The sequence below is a fragment of the Escherichia sp. KTE172 genome (assembly GCF_000408845.1).
GTDB classification, from domain to species: Bacteria; Pseudomonadota; Gammaproteobacteria; order Enterobacterales; family Enterobacteriaceae; genus Escherichia; species Escherichia coli.
Genome location: NZ_KE137316.1, coordinates 4,328,140 through 4,351,752, shown reverse-complemented (window position 1 = coordinate 4,351,752; position 23,613 = coordinate 4,328,140). Strand labels below are relative to the sequence as shown.

The 23,613-nt window shown below is 51.5% G+C and carries 20 protein-coding genes; 5 read left to right on the top strand and 15 right to left on the bottom strand.

Going from position 1 to position 23,613, the window contains the following annotated elements:
• Positions 1–22: 22 nt before the first annotated feature.
• The 6 genes from amtB to cof all read right to left on the bottom strand — a co-directional run bounded on the left by amtB (position 23) and on the right by cof (position 6,863).
• On the bottom strand, positions 23–1,309 hold the full coding sequence (amtB, locus tag G434_RS03735) for an ammonium transporter AmtB (protein ID WP_000685029.1): 1,287 nt from the start codon (positions 1,307–1,309) through the stop codon (positions 23–25).
• A 29-nt stretch (positions 1,310–1,338) separates the two neighbouring features.
• Positions 1,339–1,677 carry a P-II family nitrogen regulator gene (gene glnK / locus G434_RS03740; protein ID WP_000780338.1) on the bottom strand — a complete coding sequence of 113 codons (339 nt, stop codon included), beginning with the start codon at positions 1,675–1,677 and terminating at the stop codon, positions 1,339–1,341.
• Positions 1,678–1,857: 180 nt separating this feature from the next.
• Positions 1,858–3,639 (bottom strand): SmdB family multidrug efflux ABC transporter permease/ATP-binding protein, encoded by a 1,782-nt coding sequence (locus tag G434_RS03745; protein ID WP_001256201.1) that lies wholly within the window; start codon positions 3,637–3,639, stop codon positions 1,858–1,860.
• Positions 3,632–5,404, bottom strand: a complete 1,773-nt coding sequence (locus G434_RS03750) for a SmdA family multidrug ABC transporter permease/ATP-binding protein (RefSeq protein ID WP_001235623.1) — start codon at positions 5,402–5,404, stop codon at positions 3,632–3,634. The genes G434_RS03745 and G434_RS03750 overlap by 8 nt, the downstream gene beginning before the upstream one ends.
• Before the next feature lie 29 nt (positions 5,405–5,433).
• The gene (decR, locus tag G434_RS03755; RefSeq protein ID WP_000884589.1) at positions 5,434–5,892 is read right to left on the bottom strand and encodes a DNA-binding transcriptional regulator DecR; all 459 of its coding nucleotides are present in this window, start codon (positions 5,890–5,892) and stop codon (positions 5,434–5,436) included.
• 152 nt (positions 5,893–6,044) lie between these two features.
• Positions 6,045–6,863 (bottom strand): HMP-PP phosphatase, encoded by an 819-nt coding sequence (gene cof, locus G434_RS03760; RefSeq protein WP_001309304.1) that lies wholly within the window; start codon positions 6,861–6,863, stop codon positions 6,045–6,047.
• A 99-nt stretch (positions 6,864–6,962) separates the two neighbouring features.
• On the opposite strand from cof, the gene G434_RS03765 reads away from it, so the two are divergent.
• Both G434_RS03765 and queC read left to right on the top strand, forming a co-directional pair.
• Positions 6,963–8,663: an SgrR family transcriptional regulator gene (locus tag G434_RS03765; RefSeq protein ID WP_001238217.1), complete on the top strand. Its 1,701-nt coding sequence runs from the start codon at positions 6,963–6,965 to the stop codon at positions 8,661–8,663.
• Between the two features lie 64 nt (positions 8,664–8,727).
• On the top strand, positions 8,728–9,423 hold the full coding sequence (queC, locus tag G434_RS03770; protein WP_000817227.1) for a 7-cyano-7-deazaguanine synthase QueC: 696 nt from the start codon (positions 8,728–8,730) through the stop codon (positions 9,421–9,423).
• Positions 9,424–9,474: 51 nt separating this feature from the next.
• Here the strand turns inward: queC and fadM are convergent, their stop codons facing one another.
• The 9 genes from fadM to bolA form a co-directional block, all read right to left on the bottom strand.
• Complete coding sequence (gene fadM, locus G434_RS03775; RefSeq protein WP_001194531.1) at positions 9,475–9,873, bottom strand: long-chain acyl-CoA thioesterase FadM; 399 nt, start codon at positions 9,871–9,873, stop codon at positions 9,475–9,477.
• Between the two features lie 93 nt (positions 9,874–9,966).
• Positions 9,967–10,338: a helix-hairpin-helix domain-containing protein gene (locus tag G434_RS03780; protein WP_000680291.1), complete on the bottom strand. Its 372-nt coding sequence runs from the start codon at positions 10,336–10,338 to the stop codon at positions 9,967–9,969.
• Positions 10,339–10,488: 150 nt separating this feature from the next.
• Positions 10,489–12,360 carry a peptidylprolyl isomerase gene (ppiD, locus tag G434_RS03785; RefSeq protein ID WP_000969372.1) on the bottom strand — a complete coding sequence of 624 codons (1,872 nt, stop codon included), beginning with the start codon at positions 12,358–12,360 and terminating at the stop codon, positions 10,489–10,491.
• A 191-nt stretch (positions 12,361–12,551) separates the two neighbouring features.
• Positions 12,552–12,842: a nucleoid-associated protein HU-beta gene (gene hupB / locus G434_RS03790; RefSeq protein ID WP_254892905.1), complete on the bottom strand. Its 291-nt coding sequence runs from the start codon at positions 12,840–12,842 to the stop codon at positions 12,552–12,554.
• A gap of 190 nt (positions 12,843–13,032) precedes the next feature.
• Positions 13,033–15,387 (bottom strand): endopeptidase La, encoded by a 2,355-nt coding sequence (gene lon, locus G434_RS03795; protein ID WP_001295325.1) that lies wholly within the window; start codon positions 15,385–15,387, stop codon positions 13,033–13,035.
• 187 nt (positions 15,388–15,574) lie between these two features.
• Positions 15,575–16,849 carry an ATP-dependent protease ATP-binding subunit ClpX gene (clpX, locus tag G434_RS03800; RefSeq protein ID WP_000130305.1) on the bottom strand — a complete coding sequence of 425 codons (1,275 nt, stop codon included), beginning with the start codon at positions 16,847–16,849 and terminating at the stop codon, positions 15,575–15,577.
• A gap of 125 nt (positions 16,850–16,974) precedes the next feature.
• Positions 16,975–17,598 (bottom strand): ATP-dependent Clp endopeptidase proteolytic subunit ClpP, encoded by a 624-nt coding sequence (gene clpP, locus G434_RS03805; RefSeq protein ID WP_000122253.1) that lies wholly within the window; start codon positions 17,596–17,598, stop codon positions 16,975–16,977.
• A gap of 245 nt (positions 17,599–17,843) precedes the next feature.
• Positions 17,844–19,142 (bottom strand): trigger factor, encoded by a 1,299-nt coding sequence (tig, locus tag G434_RS03810; protein WP_001198386.1) that lies wholly within the window; start codon positions 19,140–19,142, stop codon positions 17,844–17,846.
• Positions 19,143–19,485: 343 nt separating this feature from the next.
• Entirely contained in the window at positions 19,486–19,803 is a 318-nt protein-coding gene (bolA, locus tag G434_RS03815; protein ID WP_000973448.1) for a transcriptional regulator BolA, read from the bottom strand.
• Between the two features lie 304 nt (positions 19,804–20,107).
• Between bolA and G434_RS03820 the strand changes: the two genes are divergently transcribed.
• From G434_RS03820 to cyoA, 3 genes are all read left to right on the top strand, one after another.
• Positions 20,108–20,686, top strand: coding sequence for a lipoprotein (locus tag G434_RS03820; protein WP_000473501.1), 579 nt, complete (start codon positions 20,108–20,110; stop codon positions 20,684–20,686).
• Positions 20,687–20,729: 43 nt separating this feature from the next.
• Positions 20,730–22,205, top strand: coding sequence for a muropeptide MFS transporter AmpG (gene ampG / locus G434_RS03825; protein ID WP_000098456.1), 1,476 nt, complete (start codon positions 20,730–20,732; stop codon positions 22,203–22,205).
• A gap of 459 nt (positions 22,206–22,664) precedes the next feature.
• Entirely contained in the window at positions 22,665–23,612 is a 948-nt protein-coding gene (gene cyoA, locus G434_RS03830; RefSeq protein ID WP_001239436.1) for a cytochrome o ubiquinol oxidase subunit II, read from the top strand.
• Position 23,613: the final 1 nt, after the last annotated feature.

Below are 23,613 nucleotides of genomic sequence, written 5' to 3'. Positions count from 1 at the left end.
CGGCTGTTTTTTGCAGTGCTTGTTACGCGTTATAGGCATTCTCGCCGTGGCTGTTGACGTCCAGCCCTTCTCGCTCTTGTTCTTCCGGCACACGCAGACCAACCGTCAGATCCGCCAGTTTGTAGCCAATAAATGCCACCACACCGGACCAGACGATCGTAATGGCGATGCTTTCCAGCTGTACCAGCAACTGATGGCCCATCGTCACACCTTCAGCGAAGCCCACGCCGCCCAGCGAGCTGGCAGCAAAAATCCCGGTCATGATACAGCCGACAATGCCACAAACGCCGTGCACACCGAAGACATCGCAGGGATCATCCACCCGCAGCAAGCGTTTGAGCATGGTAACGCCCCACAAGCCCGCCAGACCAGCTACCACGCCGATAATCAACGCGCCGCCAACCCCAATGTAGCCACAGGCTGGCGTCACGCCGACCAGACCGGCAATCGCGCCTGAACACGCTCCCAGCAGTGAAGGCTTACCACGCAGCGCCCATTCACCGAAGATCCAGCCAAGAATTGCCGCCGCCGTTGCGACCACAGTATTCACAAATGCCAGTGCTGCGATTTCATTCGCCGTGCCCGCTGACCCGGCATTAAAGCCAAACCAACCGATATAGAGAATGGCAGTCCCGGTGAAGACCATCGGCAGGTTGTGCGGTTTAAACGCCTCTTTGCCGAAGCCCACGCGTTTGCCTATCAGATATGCGCCCACCAGACCGGCGATTGCGGCGTTAATGTGCACCACCGTGCCACCCGCGAAATCCAGCGCACCGTGAGAAGCCAGCAAACCACCGCCCCACACCATATGCGCAATCGGAATGTAGGAGAGCGTCAGCCATACCACCACGAAAATCAACACAGCTGAGAAGCGGATTCGTTCCGCCAGCGCCCCAACTATCAAGCCTACGGTAATGCAGGCAAACGATCCCTGAAACGCTACGTGGATATACTGATAAATGCTGCCCATCACCGCCGTCAGTTCGATGTTTTTCAGCATCAGCCAGTTAATGTTGCCGAAGAAGTTGTTGCCCTCACCAAACGCCAGCGAGTAACCGTAAACCACCCAGAGAATACAGACCAGTGCAAACGTCACCGTCACCTGCGTCAGCATCGACAGCACGTTTTTGCCGCGAATCAACCCACCGTAAAACAGGGCAATCCCCGGAATAGTCATAAACAGCACCAGCGCAGTACAGATCATCATAAACGCATTGTCGGCTTTATCGGCCACCGCAGGTGCAGCCATTACCAGTCCCGGCAGCATCGCCAGTGAAGCAAGCCCAGTTTTTATCGTCGCTATCTTCATTTTTCGTTCCTGTTGCTGTGTGCCAGAGATTACAGCGCCGCTTCGTCGGCTTCGCCGGTACGAATACGAATGACGCGTTGCAATTCAGCGACAAAGATTTTGCCGTCGCCAATTTTTCCGGTGTAAGCCGCCTTACTGACGATATCGATCACTTCATCGAGTTGGTCATCAGCAATCGCCACATCAATTTTTACTTTTGGCAGAAAGTTGACGCTGTATTCCGCCCCCCGGTACAGCTCGGCATGCCCTTTCTGACGCCCGAAACCTTTCACTTCGGTGACGGTCAGGCCCTGAATACCAATGGAAGATAACGCTTCACGAACGTCTTCCAGCTTGAATGGTTTGATTATCACGGTCACCAGCTTCATAGATCCCCTCCGGTCAGAATTCGGTAATGGTTCTGCTACACGAAGAAGATATTGCAAGCGGTGTGCCAGAAATGAAAAATGAGAAAGAGAGCAGGAAGTTAAGAAGATTGAAAATGAAAACGCACTATGACAGTGCACAGTGCGTTACATTTTTGCACCAACGATGAAATATTGCGCTATTCAGGCGCTCAATGATTCCTCTTCACGCACGCTGGCTGCCAGCTCTTCGCCCGCAAGTTGCAGTTGATACATCTGCCAGTAGCGTCCCTGGGCCGCCAGCAGTTGCTGGTGAGTGCCCTGCTCCACAGCTTGCCCACGATGAAGCACCAGAATGGTGTCGGCATCAACAATAGTTGATAAGCGGTGAGCAATCACCACCAGCGTGGTATGTTCACGCACTGCCGCCAGAGCATGTTGAATCGCCTGTTCAGTACCGGAGTCAATGCTGGCGGTTGCCTCATCAAGGATCAGGATTTGCGGCGTCTCCACCAACACGCGTGCCAGTGCCAGCAGTTGCTTTTGCCCGACTGAGAGATTATTTCCCTGCTCGCCCAGCGGCGTATAAATCCCGTCGCTCATACTGCGTGCCAGCTCCGCCAGTTGCACGGTTTCCAGCGCCTGCCAGACGCGTTCTTCGGAGATATCACGCCCCAGCGTCACGTTGGCGAGGAAGGTATCCGCCAGCACCACCGGATCTTGCTGCACCATTGCCACGCCCTGGCGCAGCGCGCTGTGACTTAGCGAACTTAATGGACGACCATCAAGGCGAATCTCACCTTCCGTTAGCGGGTAATAGCCCATCAATAAACTGGCGAGGGTACTTTTACCACTGCCGGTATGCCCGACCAGCGCCACAAAATTGCGCGAAGGCACAGAGAGATTAATGTTCTTTAGCACCAGATTGTCATCGCGATAAGCAAATGACACGTTATCGACTTCGATGGTGCCACTCTGTAACGGGCGATCATCATTGCCATATTGCTGGCGCGGTCCGTCCATCAGCTCAAACACGCGCTCACCAGCAACAACAGCCTGTTGCAGCATCGCCTGTTGCGTGGTCAGTTCGATTAAGGGTTCGTTAAGCCGCCCAAGATAGCTGATAAACGCATACAGTACGCCCACTTCAATGGTACCGCTGGCGGAGAAGCCAAACAGCATCAACAATCCACAAAGAATGAGCGATGAAAACAGACTCAGCAGCGGACGCAGCAGAAAACCGTCGAGGCGCAGGGTTTGCATCCTCGCCATATAGTGTGAACGACTGGCCTCACCCATACGTTCGCCAAATCGCGCCTGCTGACGGAACTGCTGGATGACGCTCATGCCATTGATGATTTCGTTAAAGCCGTCGTTAATATCCGCCAGATAGGCGCGCACACGACGGACAATTGGCGTGCTGTAACGCTGGTATATCACCATTACCACCAGCACCACCGGGAAAATCATTATCGCCACCAGCGCCATTCGCCAGTCGAGACTAAACATCGCCACCAGCATCGCACCCACCAGGGCGGCGCTACGCAGGACCGTTGCCACTACGGTAACGTAGAGGTCGCGGATCACTTCAGTATCATTAGTGACGCGGGAAATCACCTGCCCGACAGGTTGGGTATCAAACTCGCTTAATGGCTGGCGTAACGCAGCATCCATCACGTCGGTACGCAACTGTTGCACTACGCCTACTGCCGCCCGATTAAACAGCAGCGACTGCGCGTAATGTAGCCCGGCTGCAAACAGTTGCAGCCCAACATACGCCGCCGCCAGCCCTGCAACCACTTTCAACGGCAGGTTATTTTTCGCTACCATATTGTCGATAAAATAGCTGATAAGCAGCGGCCCACTGACTTCTGCCGCCGCCGCAACCCACATCATCAGGACCGCAATCCCCAACGGTTTACGCCACGGTGAACCGTACGCTAACAGACGCTTGAGAGTCGGCCACAGTTGGCTAAAACTACGCATCAACGGCCTCCTCGCGAATTTCCGGAGCGTCGTCGAGCGCCGCCTCCAGTTGTTGATAGCGATACATATCGCGATACCAGCCGCTTTGTTGCGCCAGCTCATCATGATTGCCACGCTGAGCGATATGTCCGTGCTGCATCACAATAATTTCACTGGCTTCCGTCAGTGCCGAAAGGCGATGGGCACTGATGATTACCGTTCTTCCCTGCCCCCACTGCCGCAGGTTATGCAGGATCTGGTGCTCTGTGCGTCCGTCCACTGCCGAAAGCGCATCATCAAGGATGAGGATTTCCGCGTTGACTAATAACGCACGAGCAATGGAGATACGCTGTTTTTGCCCACCGGAAAGCATCACGCCGCGCTCGCCCACTTCTGTATCGTAACCTTGCGGTAAACGCAAAATATCGTCATGCACGCTGGCTAACCGCGCGACATGCTCAATCTCTTGCTGGGTGGCATTCGGGCAACCCAACGCGATGTTGTTCGCTACGGTGTCAGAAAAAAGGAACGGTGTCTGGCTAACTACCGCCAGGCGGCTACGCCAGCTATCGAGTTGCAACTGCGTCAGAGGAATATCATGAAAGCGAATATTACCCTCGCTGACGTCGAAATGACGCTGGATGAGCGACAACAGGGTACTTTTGCCGGAACCAGTCGGCCCGCAGATACCCAGCATCTGACCGGGTTTCAGGGCGAAATTGACGTTTTCCAGCGCAGGATGGTCAGTCTGCGGATACGTGAACTGGCGAATATTTACATCCAGTTCGCCACGACCTTCCGGCACGGGTTCGCTACCATCATTCACCACCGGCGCTTCCGCCAGCATCGCGCGAATGCGGCTGTACGCAGCACTACCACGTTCCACTATGTTAAACATCCATGCCAGCGCCAGCATTGGCCAAATCATCAGACCTAAATACATCATAAAACTGGTGAGCTGGCCCAGCGTTAAACTACCCTGCACCACCATCCAACTACCGCCGCCAATCGCCAGCAAGTTCGCCATACCAATCGCGATATAGATGGTCGGGTCGAAACGAGCATCAATACGCGCCACCCGCATGTTTTTTTTGCCGGTATCTTCGGCATCCGCGGCAAATAACGCCGACTGGCGATCTTCCAGACCAAAAGCTTTGATCATGCGGATACTGGTGAGGCTTTCCTGGGTGCGGTCATTAAGACTGGAAAACGCCGCCTGCGCCAGCTTAAAGCGTTCATGCAAGGCATCGCCGTTGCGCTTAATCATGATCGCCATCACTGGCATCGGCAACAGGGCAAATAAGGTCAACTGCCAGCTAATTTGCGTAGACATCATAATCAACACAGCGCAGCCCATTACCAGTGAATCCACCAGCGTCAGCACCCCTTCTCCGGCGGCAAACACGACGCGATCGACGTCATTGGTCGCACGAGCCATGAGGTCACCCGTGCGATGACGCAGGTAAAACTCAGGATGCTGCCGGCTTAGCTGGCGGTAATAATCTTCACGCAGTTCAACAGCCAGTTGATAAGACGCACCAAACAGCAATACGCGCCAGACGTAACGCAGGAGATAAACCACAACGGCAATCAGCACCATGGTGGCGATCCACATCAGGATCTGCCCGGTAGTAAAGTGTTGTTCTGTCACGCCATCGACAACAATACCAACCACTTTTGGCGGAACCAGTTGCAGCATCGCGATAATGACAAGCAAGGCGACAGCCCCGAGATAGCGACGCCATTCCCGACGGAAATACCAGCTTAATTGAGCAAATAATCGCACGCGTTGTGTCCTGACCTGATTCTGGATATTTATTCGATGGGTAAAGAAGTGGTGTATTTAATCTGTTCCATCGCGAAGCTGGAAGTGACGTCCGACAGCCCCGGCACGCTGTTTACCAGACGCTTATAAAACTCGTCGTAGCGTTTCATGTCGGCAACCTGGACGCGCATCAGATAATCGTATTCACCGGCCATGCGCCAGAACCCCAGCACTTCTGGCATTTCGGTAACCACCGTGACAAAGCGGCAATACCATTCGCTGCTGTGATGTTGCGTTTTTATCAGCACAAAGGCGGTCAGGCCGAGGCCTATTTTTTCCGGATCCAGCAGGGCGACTTTGCCGATAAGGATACCGTCGTCCTCCAGCCGTTTCAGACGCTTCCAGCACGGGGTGGTTGTCAGATTAACGGCTTCAGCCAGTGCCTGCAAAGAGAGGGTGCAATCCTGCTGTAGTAAGGCCAGCAGCTTACGGTCAATTTTATCTAACATAGCCCTTCCACGGAGAATTTTTTTCTCTTTTAATTCTATTTTAAAGGTGAAATCGCGACAATTTATTCTGTGCGGTTTAAACACCACGGCACAAAATGACAAATTCAACGCAAAAAAAACCGGGCAATTGCCCGATGCTGGAAGGGATCTCGTTATTCGGGGGAATAAGGTAGATGTGGATAGTCCAGCCAGTGCGTCAAATAGTGAGAGACAGCCTGATTTCGGCAATGTCCAATCACCGGTAAATGCGGGAGCTCCGCGCGCAATTGCGGCATCGCATTGCCCATAATAAATCCGCTACCGACGCAGCCTAACATTTCGCGATCGTTCATCGCATCACCAAAGGCCATGCAATCGCGCAACGATAAACCTAAATGTTGGGTCAGCACCGTCAATGCAGCGCCTTTATTGCAGCCCACCGGCAGCACTTCGAGGCAATCCGTGGCGGAAAAACACAAATGTGCACGCTCGCCTAATGCTTCGTATAGCTGGATCTGCAAGCGTGTAAGATCGTCGTGATCGCCACAGAAGCAGATCTTGGTGACGCTGCCGAGTGGCATTTTTTTGACATCGATTATCTGATAACGAAAACCGCTATAGACAAATGCCTGCAACAACGCAGGGATCTCTTTCCCGGTAAACCAACCGTCGTCATTGAAGATATGCATGCTGGCTCGGGTATCCCATTGCTGATACAGCACCAGCTCCGCGACATCCGCAGGTAAATCATCACGATGTAAAAGTTCACCTTCCAGAGAATGCACGCGCGTTCCGTTGCCGGTAATCAAATATGCATCCAGCGATAGCGCCCCGAGAATATGCTGCATCTCCAGCGCATGACGCCCCGTGGCAAAAGTGAGGGTAATGTCGCGTTCACGCAGTCGCGCCAAAGTAGAGAGGGTTTTCTCACCTAAATGATGGTCAGGCATCAATAAAGTGCCATCCATATCAAATGCTGCCAGACGAGCCATTTCTTTCTCCACTCTGTGACACGGTTAATGGTGATTGAGTATCACCTGATATATACGGAAGTAATAGTGAATAGTTAAATAATATTGTTCCGGGTTTATATGCGACTGCTCAACCGTCTTAACCAGTATCAACGTCTGTGGCAACCTTCCGCCGGAAAGCCGCAAACCGTCACCGTCAGCGAACTGGCCGAACGCTGTTTTTGCAGCGAACGCCATGTTCGTACGCTGTTACGCCAGGCACAGGAGGCGGGATGGCTGGAGTGGCAGGCGCAGTCAGGACGCGGAAAGCGCGGGCAACTACGCTTTCTGGTCACGCCAGAATCGCTACGCAATGCGATGATGGAACAGGCGCTGGAAACCGGAAAGCAGCAAGATGTGCTGGAGCTGGCGCAACTGGCCCCAGGTGAGCTGCGCACTCTGTTACAGCCGTTTATGGGCGGACAATGGCAAAACGATACGCCCACGTTGCGTATTCCCTACTATCGCCCGCTCGAACCGCTACAACCGGGCTTTTTGCCCGGCCGTGCCGAGCAGCATCTCGCCGGACAGATATTTTCCGGCCTGACCCGCTTCGATAATAATACCCAGCGCCCGATTGGCGATTTAGCGCATCACTGGGAAACCTCTGCTGACGGGTTACGCTGGGACTTTTATCTTCGTTCAACCCTACACTGGCATAACGGCGATGCAGTAAAAGCCTCACACTTACACCAGCGATTATTGATGCTGTTACAACTGCCAGCACTGGATCAATTATTTATTAGCGTGAAGCGTATTGAAGTCACCCATCCGCAGTGTCTGACCTTCTTTTTACATCGCCCCGATTACTGGCTTGCGCACCGGCTGGCGAGCTATTGCAGCCATCTGGCGCATCCGCAATTCCCCCTGATCGGCACTGGTCCTTTTCGCTTAACACAATTCACAGTGGAACTGGTGCGCCTGGAGAGTCATGATTATTACCATTTACGTCATCCGCTGCTTAAAGCGGTTGAGTACTGGATAACTCCGCCGCTTTTCGAAAAAGATTTGGGAACCAGTTGTCGGCATCCCGTGCAAATCACTATCGGCAAACCGGAGGAGTTGCAACGGGTCAGCCAGGTCAGTAGTGGCATCAGTTTAGGTTTTTGCTATTTAACGTTGCGCAAAAGTCCCCGACTGTCCCTCTGGCAGGCGCGAAAAGTGATCTCCATTATTCATCAATCCGGTTTATTACAAACGTTAGAAGTCGGAGAAAACCTGATCACCGCCAGTCATGCATTACTGCCAGGCTGGACTATTCCGCAATGGCAAGTACCGGATGAGGTCAAACTACCGAAAACCTTGACACTGGTTTATCACCTACCGATAGAACTTCATACCATGGCAGAACGTCTACAGGCGACACTGGCAGCGGAAGGCTGTGAACTCACAATTATTTTTCATAACGCAAAAAACTGGGACGACACGACCCTACTGGCACACGCAGACCTCATGATGGGCGACAGATTAATTGGCGAAGCACCGGAATATACCCTGGAGCAATGGCTGCGTTGCGATCCACTATGGCCACATGTTTTCGACGCTCCAGCATATGCACATTTGCAATCGACACTGGACGCGGTGCAAGTAATGCCTGATGAGGAAAACCGATTTAATGCCCTAAAAGCGGTTTTTAGCCAGTTAATGGCAGACGCGACGCTGACGCCGCTATTCAACTATCACTATCGCATTAGTGCCCCTCCCGGCGTGAACGGTGTGCGACTGACACCGCGCGGCTGGTTTGAATTTACCGAAGCCTGGCTTCCCGCGCCGTCGCAATGAATAGCTGGTCCGGGTTAATCGCAGGCGTTACCATAACGCTTTTATTGTTCAAGCAGGATTATCTATGAAACGTGCTGTCGTTGTGTTCAGTGGAGGCCAGGATTCCACCACCTGTCTGGTGCAGGCATTACAACAATATGATGAAGTCCATTGCGTGACGTTCGATTACGGTCAGCGGCATCGCGCAGAAATCGACGTGGCACGCGAACTGGCGCTGAAACTGGGGGCACGCGCGCATAAGGTTCTTGATGTAACGCTGCTTAACGAGCTGGCGGTCAGCAGCCTGACACGTGACAGCATTCCGGTGCCTGATTATGAACCTGAAGCTGATGGCATCCCGAATACGTTTGTCCCAGGGCGTAATATTTTGTTCCTGACACTGGCGGCAATATATGCGTATCAGGTAAAAGCAGAAGCCGTAATTACCGGCGTCTGCGAAACGGATTTCTCCGGTTACCCGGATTGCCGCGATGAGTTTGTGAAAGCACTAAACCATGCCGTCAGTTTAGGCATGGCGAAAGATATTCGTTTTGAAACTCCGCTGATGTGGATTGATAAAGCGGAAACCTGGGCGCTGGCAGATTATTACGGCAAACTAGATTTAGTCCGTAACGAAACGTTGACCTGCTATAACGGCATTAAAGGCGACGGTTGCGGTCATTGTGCGGCGTGTAATTTACGCGCCAACGGTTTGAATCATTATCTGGCCGATAAACCGACGGTGATGGCAGCGATGAAGCAGAAAACCGGGTTGAAGTAATTATTCCGGGTGTCGCCGGATGCGGCTTGAGCATCCGGCACCACAAAACGTTTACTTAACCATCTGCTCCAGCTTTTCGCGCAATTCCCCTTCCAGAGCTAATGCTTTCTGCGTTTTAAGATCAATACAAACAAACGTAATAAGCGCATCCGCTACCACCTGCCCTTCCGGCTCCAGTGTAATGGCCTGGCTTAAGATGCCGCTTTTACCGTTTAATTGCTGCAACTGACTGGTAATGGTTAACAGGTCGCTTAATACCGCCGGGCGACGATAGTTAATATTGATATTGACCACGACGAAGGCGATGTTATGGGCCGTCATCCACTGAAAACTGTCGCTATTTTCCAACCCATCCCAGCGGGCTTCTTCGAGAAACTCAAGGTAGCGAGCGTTGTTAACGTGCTGGTAAACATCGAGATGATATCCACGAACTTTGATTTGTGTTTGCATAGCGCAATAACCTTACGTTGTTGTTATAAGTACAGAGGCCATAACTGGTATGACCTCTTCAGTCTGGCAAAAAATTGCCACTATGCAAATTAATTACAGGGTTAATACCGCCAGATTACGTTCCACCAGCGAATTGCCCATCCCCGGCACCTGCTTTAGATCCTCCACCGTTTTAAACGGACCGTACTCTTCGCGATAACTGACAATCGCCTGCGCTTTCTTCAGGCCAACGCCATTCATCGCGCGGGCTAACTCTTCCGCGCTGGCATTATTAATGCTGACCCGGGAGCCTTCTTCGTCACTGGCTTTCGCCGGTACTGCTGCTTTACTTTGTGCTGCAGGAGCTTCCGCTTTGGTTTCTACCGTTGTCGGTTTCGCCGCAGGAGCTGCCGCCAGCGCGCTATGAGACATTCCGGCACAAGCCAGAGACAGGGTAATGAGCAGTGCTTTAATTCCGTGTTTCATACTGTTTTCTCCTTGTTTGTTAACAGTGGAAACACCTTAACGGCAGTGAAAACAGGAAACAAATGGCAATGTTCAGAAATGGAAAAGGCCGCGAAAGCGACCTTTTCTTGTTACAGCTGCAAAGCATTTTTTTGCGAGGCGCCTTCAGGATTATTGCTGTTCCAGCGCATCGCCAATTTTGATTTTCGCCTCTTTACGCAGGTTACTCATCAGCGCTTCAAAGACGATTTGTGCGTTGTTCTGGGTGATACCCTGCACCATCGCTTTTTTCTGATCTTCCGGCATTGAACCTTGTTTCACTTCATCCAGCGCCAGCAGAACCACATTACCTTGCATATCGGTCGCCATACCGTAGCTCGGTTTGTCTTTCGCTGGCAGTGGTAGTGCAAACGCCGCCTGGCTAATCGGGTCACGACCGGAACGGCTTAAGGTTTTCGGCTCGCCAAATTTCAGACCGGCAGCCTGCATAGCTTCCGCACCTTTGCCGGCTTTCAAATCAACCAGCAGTTTCTCAGCATCCACTTTCGCCTGTTGTTCAGCTTTGTTGTGCTGAACCAGTGCCTTAACTTGTTCCTGAACATCTGCCAACGGTTTCACCGCTTCCGGTTTGTGCTCGCTGATGCGCAGCACGAATGCGCGGTCGCCGTCTACGGTGATGATGTCAGAGTTGATGCCCGGCGCGCCGTTTTCACCTACCAGACCGCCGTTGAAGATAGCGTCGGCAACTGGCTTGAAGTTCAACTCTTCCGGCAGGTTATCTTTGCTGAACCAACCCGTCTGAGTGGCTTTAACGCCGGCTGCTTGCTCTGCACCGGCCAGAGACTCGGTGTCGTTGCTTGCCGCATCGCTCACTTTCTGCTGCAGCGCATAGTACGCATCGAGGGCTTTTTCGTGTTTCACTTTCGCCGCAATGTCGTCACGTACTTCGTCTAACGATTTCACTTTCGCTGGCTGAATGTCGTCCAGACGTACAATCAGGAAACCGACCGAAGATTTGATGACACCAGACAGTTGGCCTTTTTCTTTCAGACCAGCATTTTTCAGTTCGTCCGGGATAGTGGCATCTTCTAACCAACCCATATCGCCGCCGTTACGAGCAGAGATAATATCGGCAGATTTTTCTTTGGCTAATGCAGCAAAATCACCGCCTTTATTCAGCTCATCAAGTACCGCTTTCGCTTCATCTTCAGTTTTGGTCTGGATGATGCTGTAGCGGGTACGCTGCGGCTGGGTGAATTGATCCTGATGCTGATCGTAGTAGCTCTGGATATCCGCATCGCTAACCGGTTGCTGCATCGTTGCGGCATCCAGCTTGATGTAACTCACGCGGAATTGTTCCGGCGTCATGAAATTGTTTTTGTTTTGTTCGTAGTAGCTGGCAATTTCCTGTTCGGTCACAGGCTGCTTCGCCGCCAGCGCGTTAACATCGATAGTCGCTTCACGCACCACGCGTTGTTGAGCTACCAGTGCCGCCAGCTCGTCGGTTTCACCTTTCAGCATAAAATCGGTACCGGCAACGCCGTTAATCAGCTGTTGGGTAGTGAGCTGGTTACGCAGCGCCTGGGCGTACTGATCGGCGGTCATCCCCATCTGGTTGAGGATACCGTTATAGCGGCTGTTATCAAATTTGCCGTCAACCTGGAAGGCTGGGGTCGCAAAAATCGCCTGTTTAACCTGCTCATCGCTGATACCCAGTTTCAGCTCACGAGCGTACTGATCCAGCAGCGCCTCGTCGATCAGACGATTCAGCACCTGTTGACGCAGGGTTTTCATATAGCCTTCGTTCGCTGCCAGCTCGGAGTATTGATCGCCCAGCTGTTGCTGCATGCGATTACGCTCGCTGTTGAAGGCATTCTCGAACTGCCCACGGCTGATTTCCTGGTCATTCACTTTTGCGGCGTAGTTATTGCCTCCGCCAATCAGGTAACCACTCACGCCGGTCAATATGAACGACACGATAATGATACCGAAAATAATCTTGAGCACGAGACTGTTTGCAGCCGTGCGTAAGCTGTCCATCATGGTGTAACAACACTCCGCTGTAGATGACTGTGTACCTCACGCAACGTATCGATGCGCGCAAAGGCCTATTGTGACAAGAAACGGGGGCAATTGTCAGCCCACAAGACGCAGAAAGTCACCGAATACAAATAAAAAAGGCACATCAGTAGATGCGCCCTTGAACTTCGTCACATCCCCACTGGGGACAACGCTTAGTTTACCGCGTCTTTCAGTGCTTTACCTGCACGGAAGCTCGGTACTTTAGCGGCAGCGATGGTGATCTCTTTACCGGTCTGCGGGTTGCGGCCAGTACGGGCAGCACGCTCTTTAACGGCAAAAGTACCAAAACCTACCAGTGCTACATCATCCCCTTCTTTCAGAGATTCAGTTACGGAAGCAATAATAGCATCTAACGCACGGCCAGCCGCAGCTTTAGAGATATCAGCCCCTGCAGCAATCTTGTCGATCAATTGAGATTTATTCACTCTTCTCTTCCTCTTTATAATTTATATCGCACTTGAATCCTTCAAGGTACGAACGCGCAGCAGTTATATCAGGCCAGCCATCCCCTTACAACACCCCTTAATAAGGGCAAGCCCGATCCGCCATCTAACTTAGCGAGACAAAAAAAGGCTGGCAAGCCCGAATTAGCCTGCCAGCCCTGTTTTTATTAGTGCATTTTGCGCGAGGTCACTATTTTGCAGTCACAACCTGCATGCCAGACGGTTCATTTTGCAGCGCCAGAGTCAGAACTTCCTCAATGCGCTTCACAGGATGAATGTCCAGATCGGCAATTACGTTGTCAGGAATCTCTTCCAGATCGCGTTTATTTTCGAACGGAATTAGCACTGTTTTAATCCCGCCACGATGCGCTGCCAGTAGTTTTTCTTTCAAACCACCGATCGGCAGTACCTGACCACGCAGAGTGATCTCACCGGTCATTGCCACATCGGCACGAACCGGGTTACCGGTCAGGCAAGAAACCAGCGCGGTGCACATAGCAATACCGGCACTCGGACCATCTTTCGGCGTCGCACCTTCCGGTACGTGGACGTGGATGTCGCGTTTTTCGTAAAAATCAGGGTTGATCCCCAGTTTTTCCGCACGCGCACGAACCACCGTTAACGCCGCCTGAATGGACTCCTGCATCACTTCGCCAAGCGATCCGGTATAGGTCAGTTTGCCTTTACCCGGAACGCACGCGGTTTCAATGGTCAGCAAGTCACCGCCCACTTCCGTCCACGCCAGACCAGTTACCTGACCGACACGGTTTTCGTTATCAGCGCGTCCATAGTCGAAACGCTGAACACCGAGGTAGTCATGCAGGTTATCACCGTTAATTTCGATATGTTTTAATGACTTATCGAGCAGTAACTGCTTAACCGCTTTGCGACACAGTTTGGAGATTTCACGCTCCAGACCACGCACGCCCGCCTCACGGGTGTAATAACGAATAATGCCGATAATGGCGCTATCGTCGACGGTCAGCTCACCTTTTTTCAGTGCATTACGTTCAATCTGCTTCGGCAACAGGTGACGTTTGGCGATGTTCAGTTTTTCATCTTCGGTATAACCGGAGAGGCGAATCACTTCCATACGATCCAGCAGCGGTGCCGGAATGTTCATGGAGTTCGACGTCGCGACAAACATCACGTCGCTGAGATCGTAATCCACTTCCAGGTAGTGGTCGCTGAACGCTACGTTCTGCTCTGGATCCAGCACTTCAAGCAGTGCGGAGGCCGGATCGCCACGCATGTCAGAAGACATTTTGTCGATCTCATCGAGCAGGAACAGCGGGTTTTTCACGCCCACTTTCGCCATTTTCTGGATCAGTTTACCCGGCATAGAACCGATGTAAGTACGGCGGTGACCACGGATTTCCGCTTCATCACGCACGCCGCCCAGCGCCATACGGACATATTTACGCCCGGTGGCTTTGGCAATGGACTGACCAAGAGAGGTTTTACCTACCCCCGGCGGCCCTACCAGGCAGAGGATCGGTCCCTTGATTTTGTTGACACGGCTTTGAACCGCAAGATACTCAAGGATGCGATCTTTCACGCGCTCCAGACCATAATGGTCGGTATCAAGGATTTCCTGCGCCTGACGCAGGTCTTTTTTGACCTTGCTGCGCGCATTCCACGGCACCTGTACCATCCAGTCGATATAACCACGCACTACGGTCGCTTCTGCCGACATCGGAGACATCATTTTCAGCTTCTGCAACTCTGCTTCCGCTTTCTCTTTTGCCTCTTTCGGCATTTTCGCCGCGTCAATTTTGCGCTTCAGGGCTTCGTTTTCGTCCGGCGCGTCGTCCATTTCACCGAGTTCTTTCTGAATAGCTTTCATTTGCTCGTTCAGATAGTACTCACGCTGGGATTTCTCCATCTGCTTTTTAACGCGGTTGCGAATGCGTTTCTCAACCTGCAGCAGATCGATTTCCGATTCCATCATTGCCATCAGATATTCCAGACGTTCGTTAACGTCGGACATCTCCAGAACGGACTGTTTGTCAGCCAGTTTCAGCGGCATATGTGCAGCAATGGTATCCGCCAGACGCGCCGGGTCGTCGATGCTATTCAGCGACGTCAGCACTTCTGGTGGGATTTTTTTGTTCAGCTTGATGTAGCCTTCGAACTGGCTGATTGCAGTACGCACCAGCACTTCCTGTTCCCGCTCATCAATGGTCGGCGACTCCAGATACTCCGCCTTCGCAGAAAAGTGTTCGCCATTGTCAGAGAGCGCAGAAATACGCGCGCGCTGTAACCCCTCGACCAGCACTTTGACGGTGCCGTCTGGCAGTTTCAGCATCTGCAATATAGAGGCCACGGTCCCGACGGTGAAAAGATCGTTTACACCCGGCTCATCCGTTGAAGCTTCTTTCTGCGCGACCAGCATAATTTTTTTATCATGGTCCATCGCCGCTTCCAGACAACGGATAGATTTTTCCCGCCCGACAAATAAGGGGATGACCATGTGCGGATAAACCACCACATCGCGCAGCGGCAATACGGGGATTTCAATGCGTTCAGAACGCTCAGGATTCATAGAGCTCTCTCTTAGTTTAATTTCCGCCAGGTAATCAGATGACACGACTGTGCTTCACGCCATCTATTAACATGTACGTCAGTATATGGGGATGTTTCCCCCACATTCAACGCCGAGAATAGAGGAAAAATTAAAGGGGAGATAAAATCCCCCCTTTTTGGTTAACTAATTGTATGGGAATGGTTAATTATTCACCAGATGCCTGTTGCGCTTCCGGCTTGCCATAAATCAGCAACGGCTTGCTTTGACCATCAATTACCGATTCGTCGATAACCACTTTTTCGACGTCTTCCATGGACGGCAGATCGTACATGGTATCGAGCAGTGCGGCTTCTACGATGGAACGCAGGCCACGGGCACCGGTTTTACGCGCCATCGCTTTCTTAGCGATAGCATCCAGCGCCTCGTCACGGAATTCCAGATCCACGCCTTCCAGATTAAACAGCGCCTGATACTGCTTGGTCAGGGCGTTTTTCGGCTCTTTGAGGATCTGAATCAGAGCTTCTTCGCTCAGTTCATTCAACGTTGCTACAACCGGCAGACGACCAATGAACTCAGGGATCAGACCAAACTTGATCAGATCTTCCGGTTCAACCTGCGCCAGCAGCTCGCCTTCGCTTGCTTTGTCGGACTTCGCTTTTACCGTCGCGCCAAAACCAATGCCGGAGCCGGTTTCTACACGATGGGAAATGACTTTATCCAGACCAGCGAACGCACCACCACAAATAAACAGGATCTTAGAGGTATCTACCTGCAAGAACTCTTGCTGCGGGTGTTTACGCCCGCCCTGCGGTGGAACGGCGGCAACCGTACCTTCAATCAGTTTCAACAGTGCCTGCTGTACGCCTTCACCGGAAACGTCTCGGGTAATGGACGGGTTGTCTGACTTACGAGAAATCTTGTCGATTTCATCGATGTAGACAATCCCGCGCTGCGCTTTCTGTACGTCGTAATCGCACTTTTGCAACAGCTTCTGAATGATGTTTTCAACGTCTTCGCCCACATAACCGGCTTCGGTCAGCGTGGTTGCGTCGGCCATGGTGAACGGGACGTCCAGCAGGCGCGCCAGCGTTTCAGCCAGCAGCGTTTTACCGGAACCGGTCGGACCGATCAGCAGAATGTTACTTTTGCCCAACTCGACACCATTGCTGGTATCGCCGTTGCGCAGACGTTTGTAGTGGTTGTATACCGCGACCGCCAGCACTTTTTTCGCCTGTTCCTGGCCGATAACGTAATCGTCCAGGTGGTTACGAATTTCATGCGGCGTCGGTAGCGCACTGCGTTCACGATGCGGTGCAACTTCTTTAATCTCTTCGCGAATGATGTCGTTACATAAATCAACACATTCGTCGCAGATATACACGGATGGACCGGCAATCAGCTTGCGCACTTCATGCTGGCTTTTGCCGCAAAAAGAGCAATACAGCAATTTGCCTGAGCCATCTTTGCGTTTATCTGTCATGGGTCAAAACCTCTTCTTTGTTCTTTGTGCCGCACACGACGACGCAAATGCCATTCTCAGGCGCAAGCCGCTTACAGCGTTGTGCCGCCCTGGATAAGTATAGCGGCACAGTTGCGCCTCTGGCATCAATTACGATGGGTCAGAATCGAATCGACCAGACCGTATTCCACCGCTTCAGGGGCGGAAAGGAAGCGATCGCGCTCGGTATCACGTTCAATCTGTTCTAATGATTGACCCGTATGAAGCGCCATAAGTTCATTCATGCGCCCTTTAACTTTCAGAATTTCACGGGCATGAATTTCGATATCGGTCGCCTGGCCCTGGTAGCCGCCCAACGGCTGGTGAATCATCACGCGCGAATTCGGCAGGCAGAAACGTTTACCCTTTGCCCCTGCAGTCAGCAAGAAAGCGCCCATCGAGGCCGCCTGGCCCATACAGATAGTGCTGACATCAGGCTTGATAAACTGCATGGTGTCATAGATAGACATCCCGGCAGTAATCACCCCGCCTGGAGAGTTAATGTACAGATAGATATCTTTTTCTGGGTTTTCTGCTTCCAGGAACAGCATCTGCGCCACAATCAGGTTAGCCATGTGGTCTTCAACCTGGCCAGTCAGAAAAATGACGCGTTCCTTAAGTAGACGAGAATAGATATCAAAAGAGCGCTCACCACGTGAGGTCTGTTCAATGACCATCGGCACCAGCGCCATATGGGGTGCAAAGTTATCTCGTTCGCCGCTGTATGACATTTCCGTCTCCTGGATAAAATTGAAAAAACCTGCTGTACCGATTGTAACCTTATGGACGGATTATCAGCTAGTCCCTGTGTTATGGGTACGGCATCACCATATTTCAAGCATAACAATCTTTTGTTGTTACGCTAACACCGAAAGAGGCTTTTCGCACGGTTCCATGCAAAATTCATGACAAAAAAAAGCCCACCACCTGGCGGTGACGGGCCTTTGTGCGAATTTAGCGCGTTATGCTGCGTAAATTACGCCTGCTGGTTCATCAGCTCGTTGAAAGTGGTTTCTTTTTCAGTCACTTTCGCTTTCGCCAGTACAGCCTCAACAGCCTGTTCTTCCAGAGCAACATTGCGCATGTTGTCCATCAGTTCTTTGTTTTTGCTGTAGAACTCGATAACTTCTTTCGGATCTTCGTACGCAGAAGCCATCTCTTCGATCAGGCCTTTCACGCGCTCTTCGTCAGCTTTCAGCTCGTTGGTGCGGATAACTTCGCCCAGCAGCAGGCCAACAACTACGCGACGTTTAGCCTGTTCTTCGAACAGTTCGCGCGGCAGTTCCAGAGCTTGTTTTTCGTTGCCACCGAAACGCTGTGCAGCCTGACGACGCAGAACGTCGATTTCACTGTCGATCAGCGCAGCCGGTACGTCGATGTCGTTAGCTTTTACCAGACCTTCGATCGCCTGAGACTTAACGCGGTTACGGATGGCGCTCTTCAGCTCGCGCTCCATGTTTTTACGCACTTCAGCGCGCAGACCTTCTACGGAACCATCTTCAACGCCGAAACGTTTGATGAATTCTGCAGTCAGTTCCGGCAGTTCACGCTCTTCAACTTTCTTCAGGTTGATAGCGAATTTCGCTGCTTTACCTTTCAGGTTTTCTGCGTGGTATTCTTCCGGGAAGGTCACGTCGATGGTGAACTCTTCGCCAGCTTTGTGGCCTTTGATACCGTCTTCAAAGCCCGGGATCATACGACCCTGGCCCATCGCCAGTACGAAATCAGACGCTTTACCGCCTTCAAACTCTTCGCCGTCTACAGAACCGGTGAAGTCGATGGTTACGCGGTCTTCTGCTTCAACAGCGCCGTCTTTTTCTTTCCAGGTCGCCTGCTGTTTACGCAGAGTATCCAGCATGCCGTCAACGTCAGCGTCGGTCACTTCAACGATCGGTTTTTCAACTTCGATCGCTTCCAGACCCTGCAGTTCAACTTCCGGATAAACTTCAAACTCTACAGAGTAGGTGAAGTCTTCACCCAGCTTGTATTCGCCCGGAACATAAGTCGGTGCGCCAGCCGGATTGATTTTTTCTTTAATGATGGCGTCAATGAAGTTACGGCTCATCAAGTCACCCAGAACGTCCTGGCGTACAGACGCGCCATAACGCTGAGCAACGATATTCATTGGCACTTTGCCTTTGCGGAAGCCGTCAATACGTACTTTTTTCGCAACGTTGACCAGCTCGCTTTTAACAGCGGTCTCGATGCTGTCAGCAGCGATAGTAATCGTTACACGGCGGCCAAGGCCTTGAGTGGTTTCAACTGAAACTTGCATCTTGTTACCTCAAAAAATCACAGTGCTCGGTCAACTCTTACCCCGCAAGCACAGGTTGTTGGCTTCGCGGAACCGGGATGTTCTTATAATCAATCACATTCCCTGTTACCAGAATCATCCCGAAAGCATTCAAATAGGACGCGGCATTATAGCGGCATCACTTTTATGAGTCGAGAACGGTTATTGCGCGCTGTCGCGTATTTTTTCACAATTCCCGGGCAATTTTCGTCTGAATGCTGGGCAAAAAGCGCAAAATCCAGACAAAACAAAACGGCCCGCAGGCCGTTTTTCATAAAATCTTTAGCAACATACTGGAAAAGCGCCGACAGTTGCAAATGCGTTTTTACGCGATGCTTCCTGCTCCACGACAGGGAGGAGAGGCAAAGACGGTGTCCTGCAACCCTTCCCACTCCTTAATAGTGTAAGTATGCAGAGCCAGCGCATGAACGGTAGTAGAGAGTTCCTCCGCTAAAGTACTGTAAATCATTCGATGACGATTCAGAAAACGTTCACCCGTAAAACGATCGCTGACCAGCACAACTTTAAAATGGCTTTCAGAGCCGGCTGGGACATTGTGACGATAGCTTTCATCCACTACTTCGAGGAATACGGGTTGGAACGCCGCCCTTAATTTTTCTTCTATCCGCTCACGTATCATCATGAAATATCTCCTCCGACAACGCTGAGATGTCATCCATCCCTTTAAATACTAGCCGCTTTTACCGTTTCCATTGCAGCTTAACAACAAATATTTAGGTTTCGTCCTGGTTTTTCTGTCAAGCGTATGAAGTTTACTGATTTAAAGATTGAAACACAGGCCTCGCATCAGCGTTTCTTTTACCAGGGGCGATTATTTCGTCAACATGATGAATTTACATGCCTTACCCACTTCCCCTCGCCGTTGGCAATGTTATGATGGCGGGAATTTTTACCAAACACGCTTAAGAGTCTCTGAGAGCCCGAACATGTTCAAAAAAATCCTCTTCCCGTTAGTTGCTCTGTTTATGCTTGCAGGATGCGCAAAACCGCCAACAACTATTGAAGTTTCCCCGACGATGACACTGCCACAGCAGGATCCAAGCCTGATGGGCGTCACCGTAAGCATTAATGGTGCCGATCAGCGTACCGATCAGGCGCTGGCAAAAGTCACCCGCGATAATCAAATCGTTACCCTGACCGCCTCCCGCGATCTGCGTTTCCTGCTGCAAGAAGTGCTGGAAAAACAGATGACCGCGCGTGGTTACATGGTTGGTCCGAATGGCCCGGTTAATCTGCAAATCATCGTTAGCCAACTGTATGCTGACGTGTCCCAGGGCAACGTGCGCTACAACATCGCTACTAAAGCGGATATTGCCATCATCGCTACCGCGCAGAATGGCAACAAAATGACCAAGAACTATCGTGCCAGCTACAACGTTGAAGGTGCGTTCCAGGCCTCCAACAAAAATATCGCCGATGCGGTTAACAGTGTGCTGACCGATACCATCGCTGATATGTCTCAGGACACCAGCATCCACGAATTCATCAAGCAGAACGCGCGTTAATTTCTGCCCTCTGGCCCGGTGCAAGCCGGGCCTGTAGACGCCCATGTCCAGTCAATATTTACGTATTTTTCAACAGCCGCGTTCAGCCATATTGCTGATCCTGGGTTTTGCTTCCGGGCTACCGCTCGCCCTGACATCCGGCACCTTACAGGCCTGGATGACGGTCGAGAATATCGACCTCAAAACCATTGGTTTCTTCTCGCTGGTAGGCCAGGCTTACGTTTTTAAATTCCTCTGGTCACCGCTGATGGACCGCTACACGCCCCCATTTTTTGGGCGGCGGCGCGGTTGGCTGCTCGCCACGCAAATCATGTTATTAGTCGCCATTGCGGCGATGGGTTTTCTCGAACCCGGCACCCAGCTCCGCTGGATGGCGGCACTGGCAGTGGTGATCGCTTTTTGCTCTGCCTCCCAGGATATTGTCTTCGATGCGTGGAAAACCGATGTGCTCCCGGCAGAAGAACGTGGTGCGGGCGCGGCAATCAGCGTGCTGGGTTACCGTTTAGGGATGCTGGTTTCCGGCGGCTTAGCCCTGTGGCTGGCAGATAAATGGCTGGGCTGGCAGGGCATGTACTGGTTGATGGCGGCGCTGTTGATCCCCTGTATTATCGCGACGTTACTTGCACCAGAACCAACCGACACCATTCCTGTGCCCAAAACGCTGGAACAAGCGGTTGTTGCACCTCTGCGCGATTTCTTTGGTCGCAATAATGCCTGGCTTATTTTGCTTCTTATCGTGCTGTATAAGCTGGGCGACGCATTCGCCATGAGCCTGACAACCACGTTTTTGATTCGTGGCGTCGGGTTTGATGCGGGTGAAGTAGGCGTGGTTAACAAAACGCTTGGCTTACTGGCGACCATTGTTGGCGCATTGTACGGTGGGATTTTGATGCAGCGCCTGTCACTGTTCCGGGCGCTGCTGATTTTCGGTATTTTACAAGGTGCGTCTAACGCCGGTTACTGGCTGCTGTCGATTACTGATAAGCATCTCTACAGCATGGGCGCAGCCGTCTTTTTCGAAAACCTCTGTGGCGGGATGGGTACATCAGCCTTTGTCGCGCTGTTAATGACGCTGTGTAATAAGTCATTTTCCGCTACTCAATTTGCCCTGCTCTCAGCGCTTTCTGCTGTAGGGCGAGTTTATGTCGGCCCCGTGGCGGGTTGGTTTGTTGAAGCACACGGCTGGTCGACATTCTATCTGTTCTCCGTCGCCGCTGCCGTACCAGGGCTTATTTTGCTGCTGGTTTGCCGCCAGACGCTTGAATATACACGAGTAAATGACAACTTTATCTCCCGTACCGAATATCCTGCAGGTTATGCCTTTGCCATGTGGACACTGGCGGCGGGCGTCAGCCTGTTGGCCGTGTGGTTACTGCTGTTGACGATGGACGCGCTGGATTTGACGCACTTCTCTTTCCTGCCTGCTCTGCTGGAAGTCGGGGTTTTAGTCGCCCTTTCTGGCGTCGTGCTTGGTGGTTTACTGGATTATCTGGCGCTACGAAAAACGCATCTGACGTAATCTGTAAATATTATTTAGCCGTAGTAATCACTCGCCGTAATTATTACGGCCAAATAAACATCAGCATCGCTTATTAATATTTGTTCTTTTGTGCGGCTTAGCGTCTGGAAATTATTGACGCCATTTATGAATTCTATTTTTCTTACACGATTCAGCTAATGAGTCTTTATTTTCTCACTACCCAGTTGTCACCTTAATGATAATTATTTGTTAAATAATTGTTTTATTTCGCATTGGTTATACCAATTGCCCGCCCAGACTCCTTCTGCACTCCCCTTTTGTTATAACGCCCTTTTGCAACAGCTTCTTAAAATCAACCTGATATGTTTTGCAACATATGTGACCTGGAAGCCAAATCCAAGTAACAGGAATTTAATCATGTTTACAGTAATGTAACCTTCCCGTAAAATGCCCACACACTTTAAACGCCACCAGATCCCGTGGAATTGAGGTCGTTAAATGAGACTCAGGAAATACAATAAAAGTTTGGGATGGTTGTCATTATTTGCAGGCACTGTATTGCTCAGTGGCTGTAATTCTGCGCTGTTAGATCCCAAAGGACAGATTGGTCTGGAGCAACGTTCACTGATACTGACGGCATTTGGCCTGATGTTGATTGTCGTTATTCCCGCAATCTTGATGGCTGTTGGTTTCGCCTGGAAGTACCGTGCGAGCAATAAAGATGCTAAGTACAGCCCGAACTGGTCACACTCCAATAAAGTGGAAGCTGTGGTCTGGACGGTACCTATCTTAATCATCATCTTCCTTGCGGTACTGACCTGGAAAACCACTCACGCTCTTGAGCCTAGCAAGCCGCTGGCACACGACGAGAAGCCCATTACCATCGAAGTGGTTTCCATGGACTGGAAATGGTTCTTCATCTACCCGGAACAGGGCATTGCTACCGTGAATGAAATCGCTTTCCCGGCGAACACTCCGGTGTACTTCAAAGTGACCTCCAACTCCGTGATGAACTCCTTCTTCATTCCGCGTCTGGGTAGCCAGATTTATGCCATGGCCGGTATGCAGACTCGCCTGCATCTGATCGCCAACGAACCCGGTACTTATGACGGTATCTCCGCCAGCTACAGCGGCCCGGGCTTCTCAGGCATGAAGTTCAAAGCTATTGCAACACCGGATCGCGCCGCATTCGACCAGTGGGTCGCAAAAGCGAAACAGTCGCCGAACACCATGTCTGACATGGCAGCGTTCGAAAAACTGGCCGCGCCTAGCGAGTACAACCAGGTGGAATATTTCTCCAACGTGAAACCAGACTTGTTTGCTGATGTGATTAACAAGTTTATGGCTCACGGTAAGAGCATGGACATGACCCAGCCAGAAGGTGAGCACAGCGCACATGAAGGTATGGAAGGCATGGACATGAGCCACGCGGAATCCGCCCATTAAA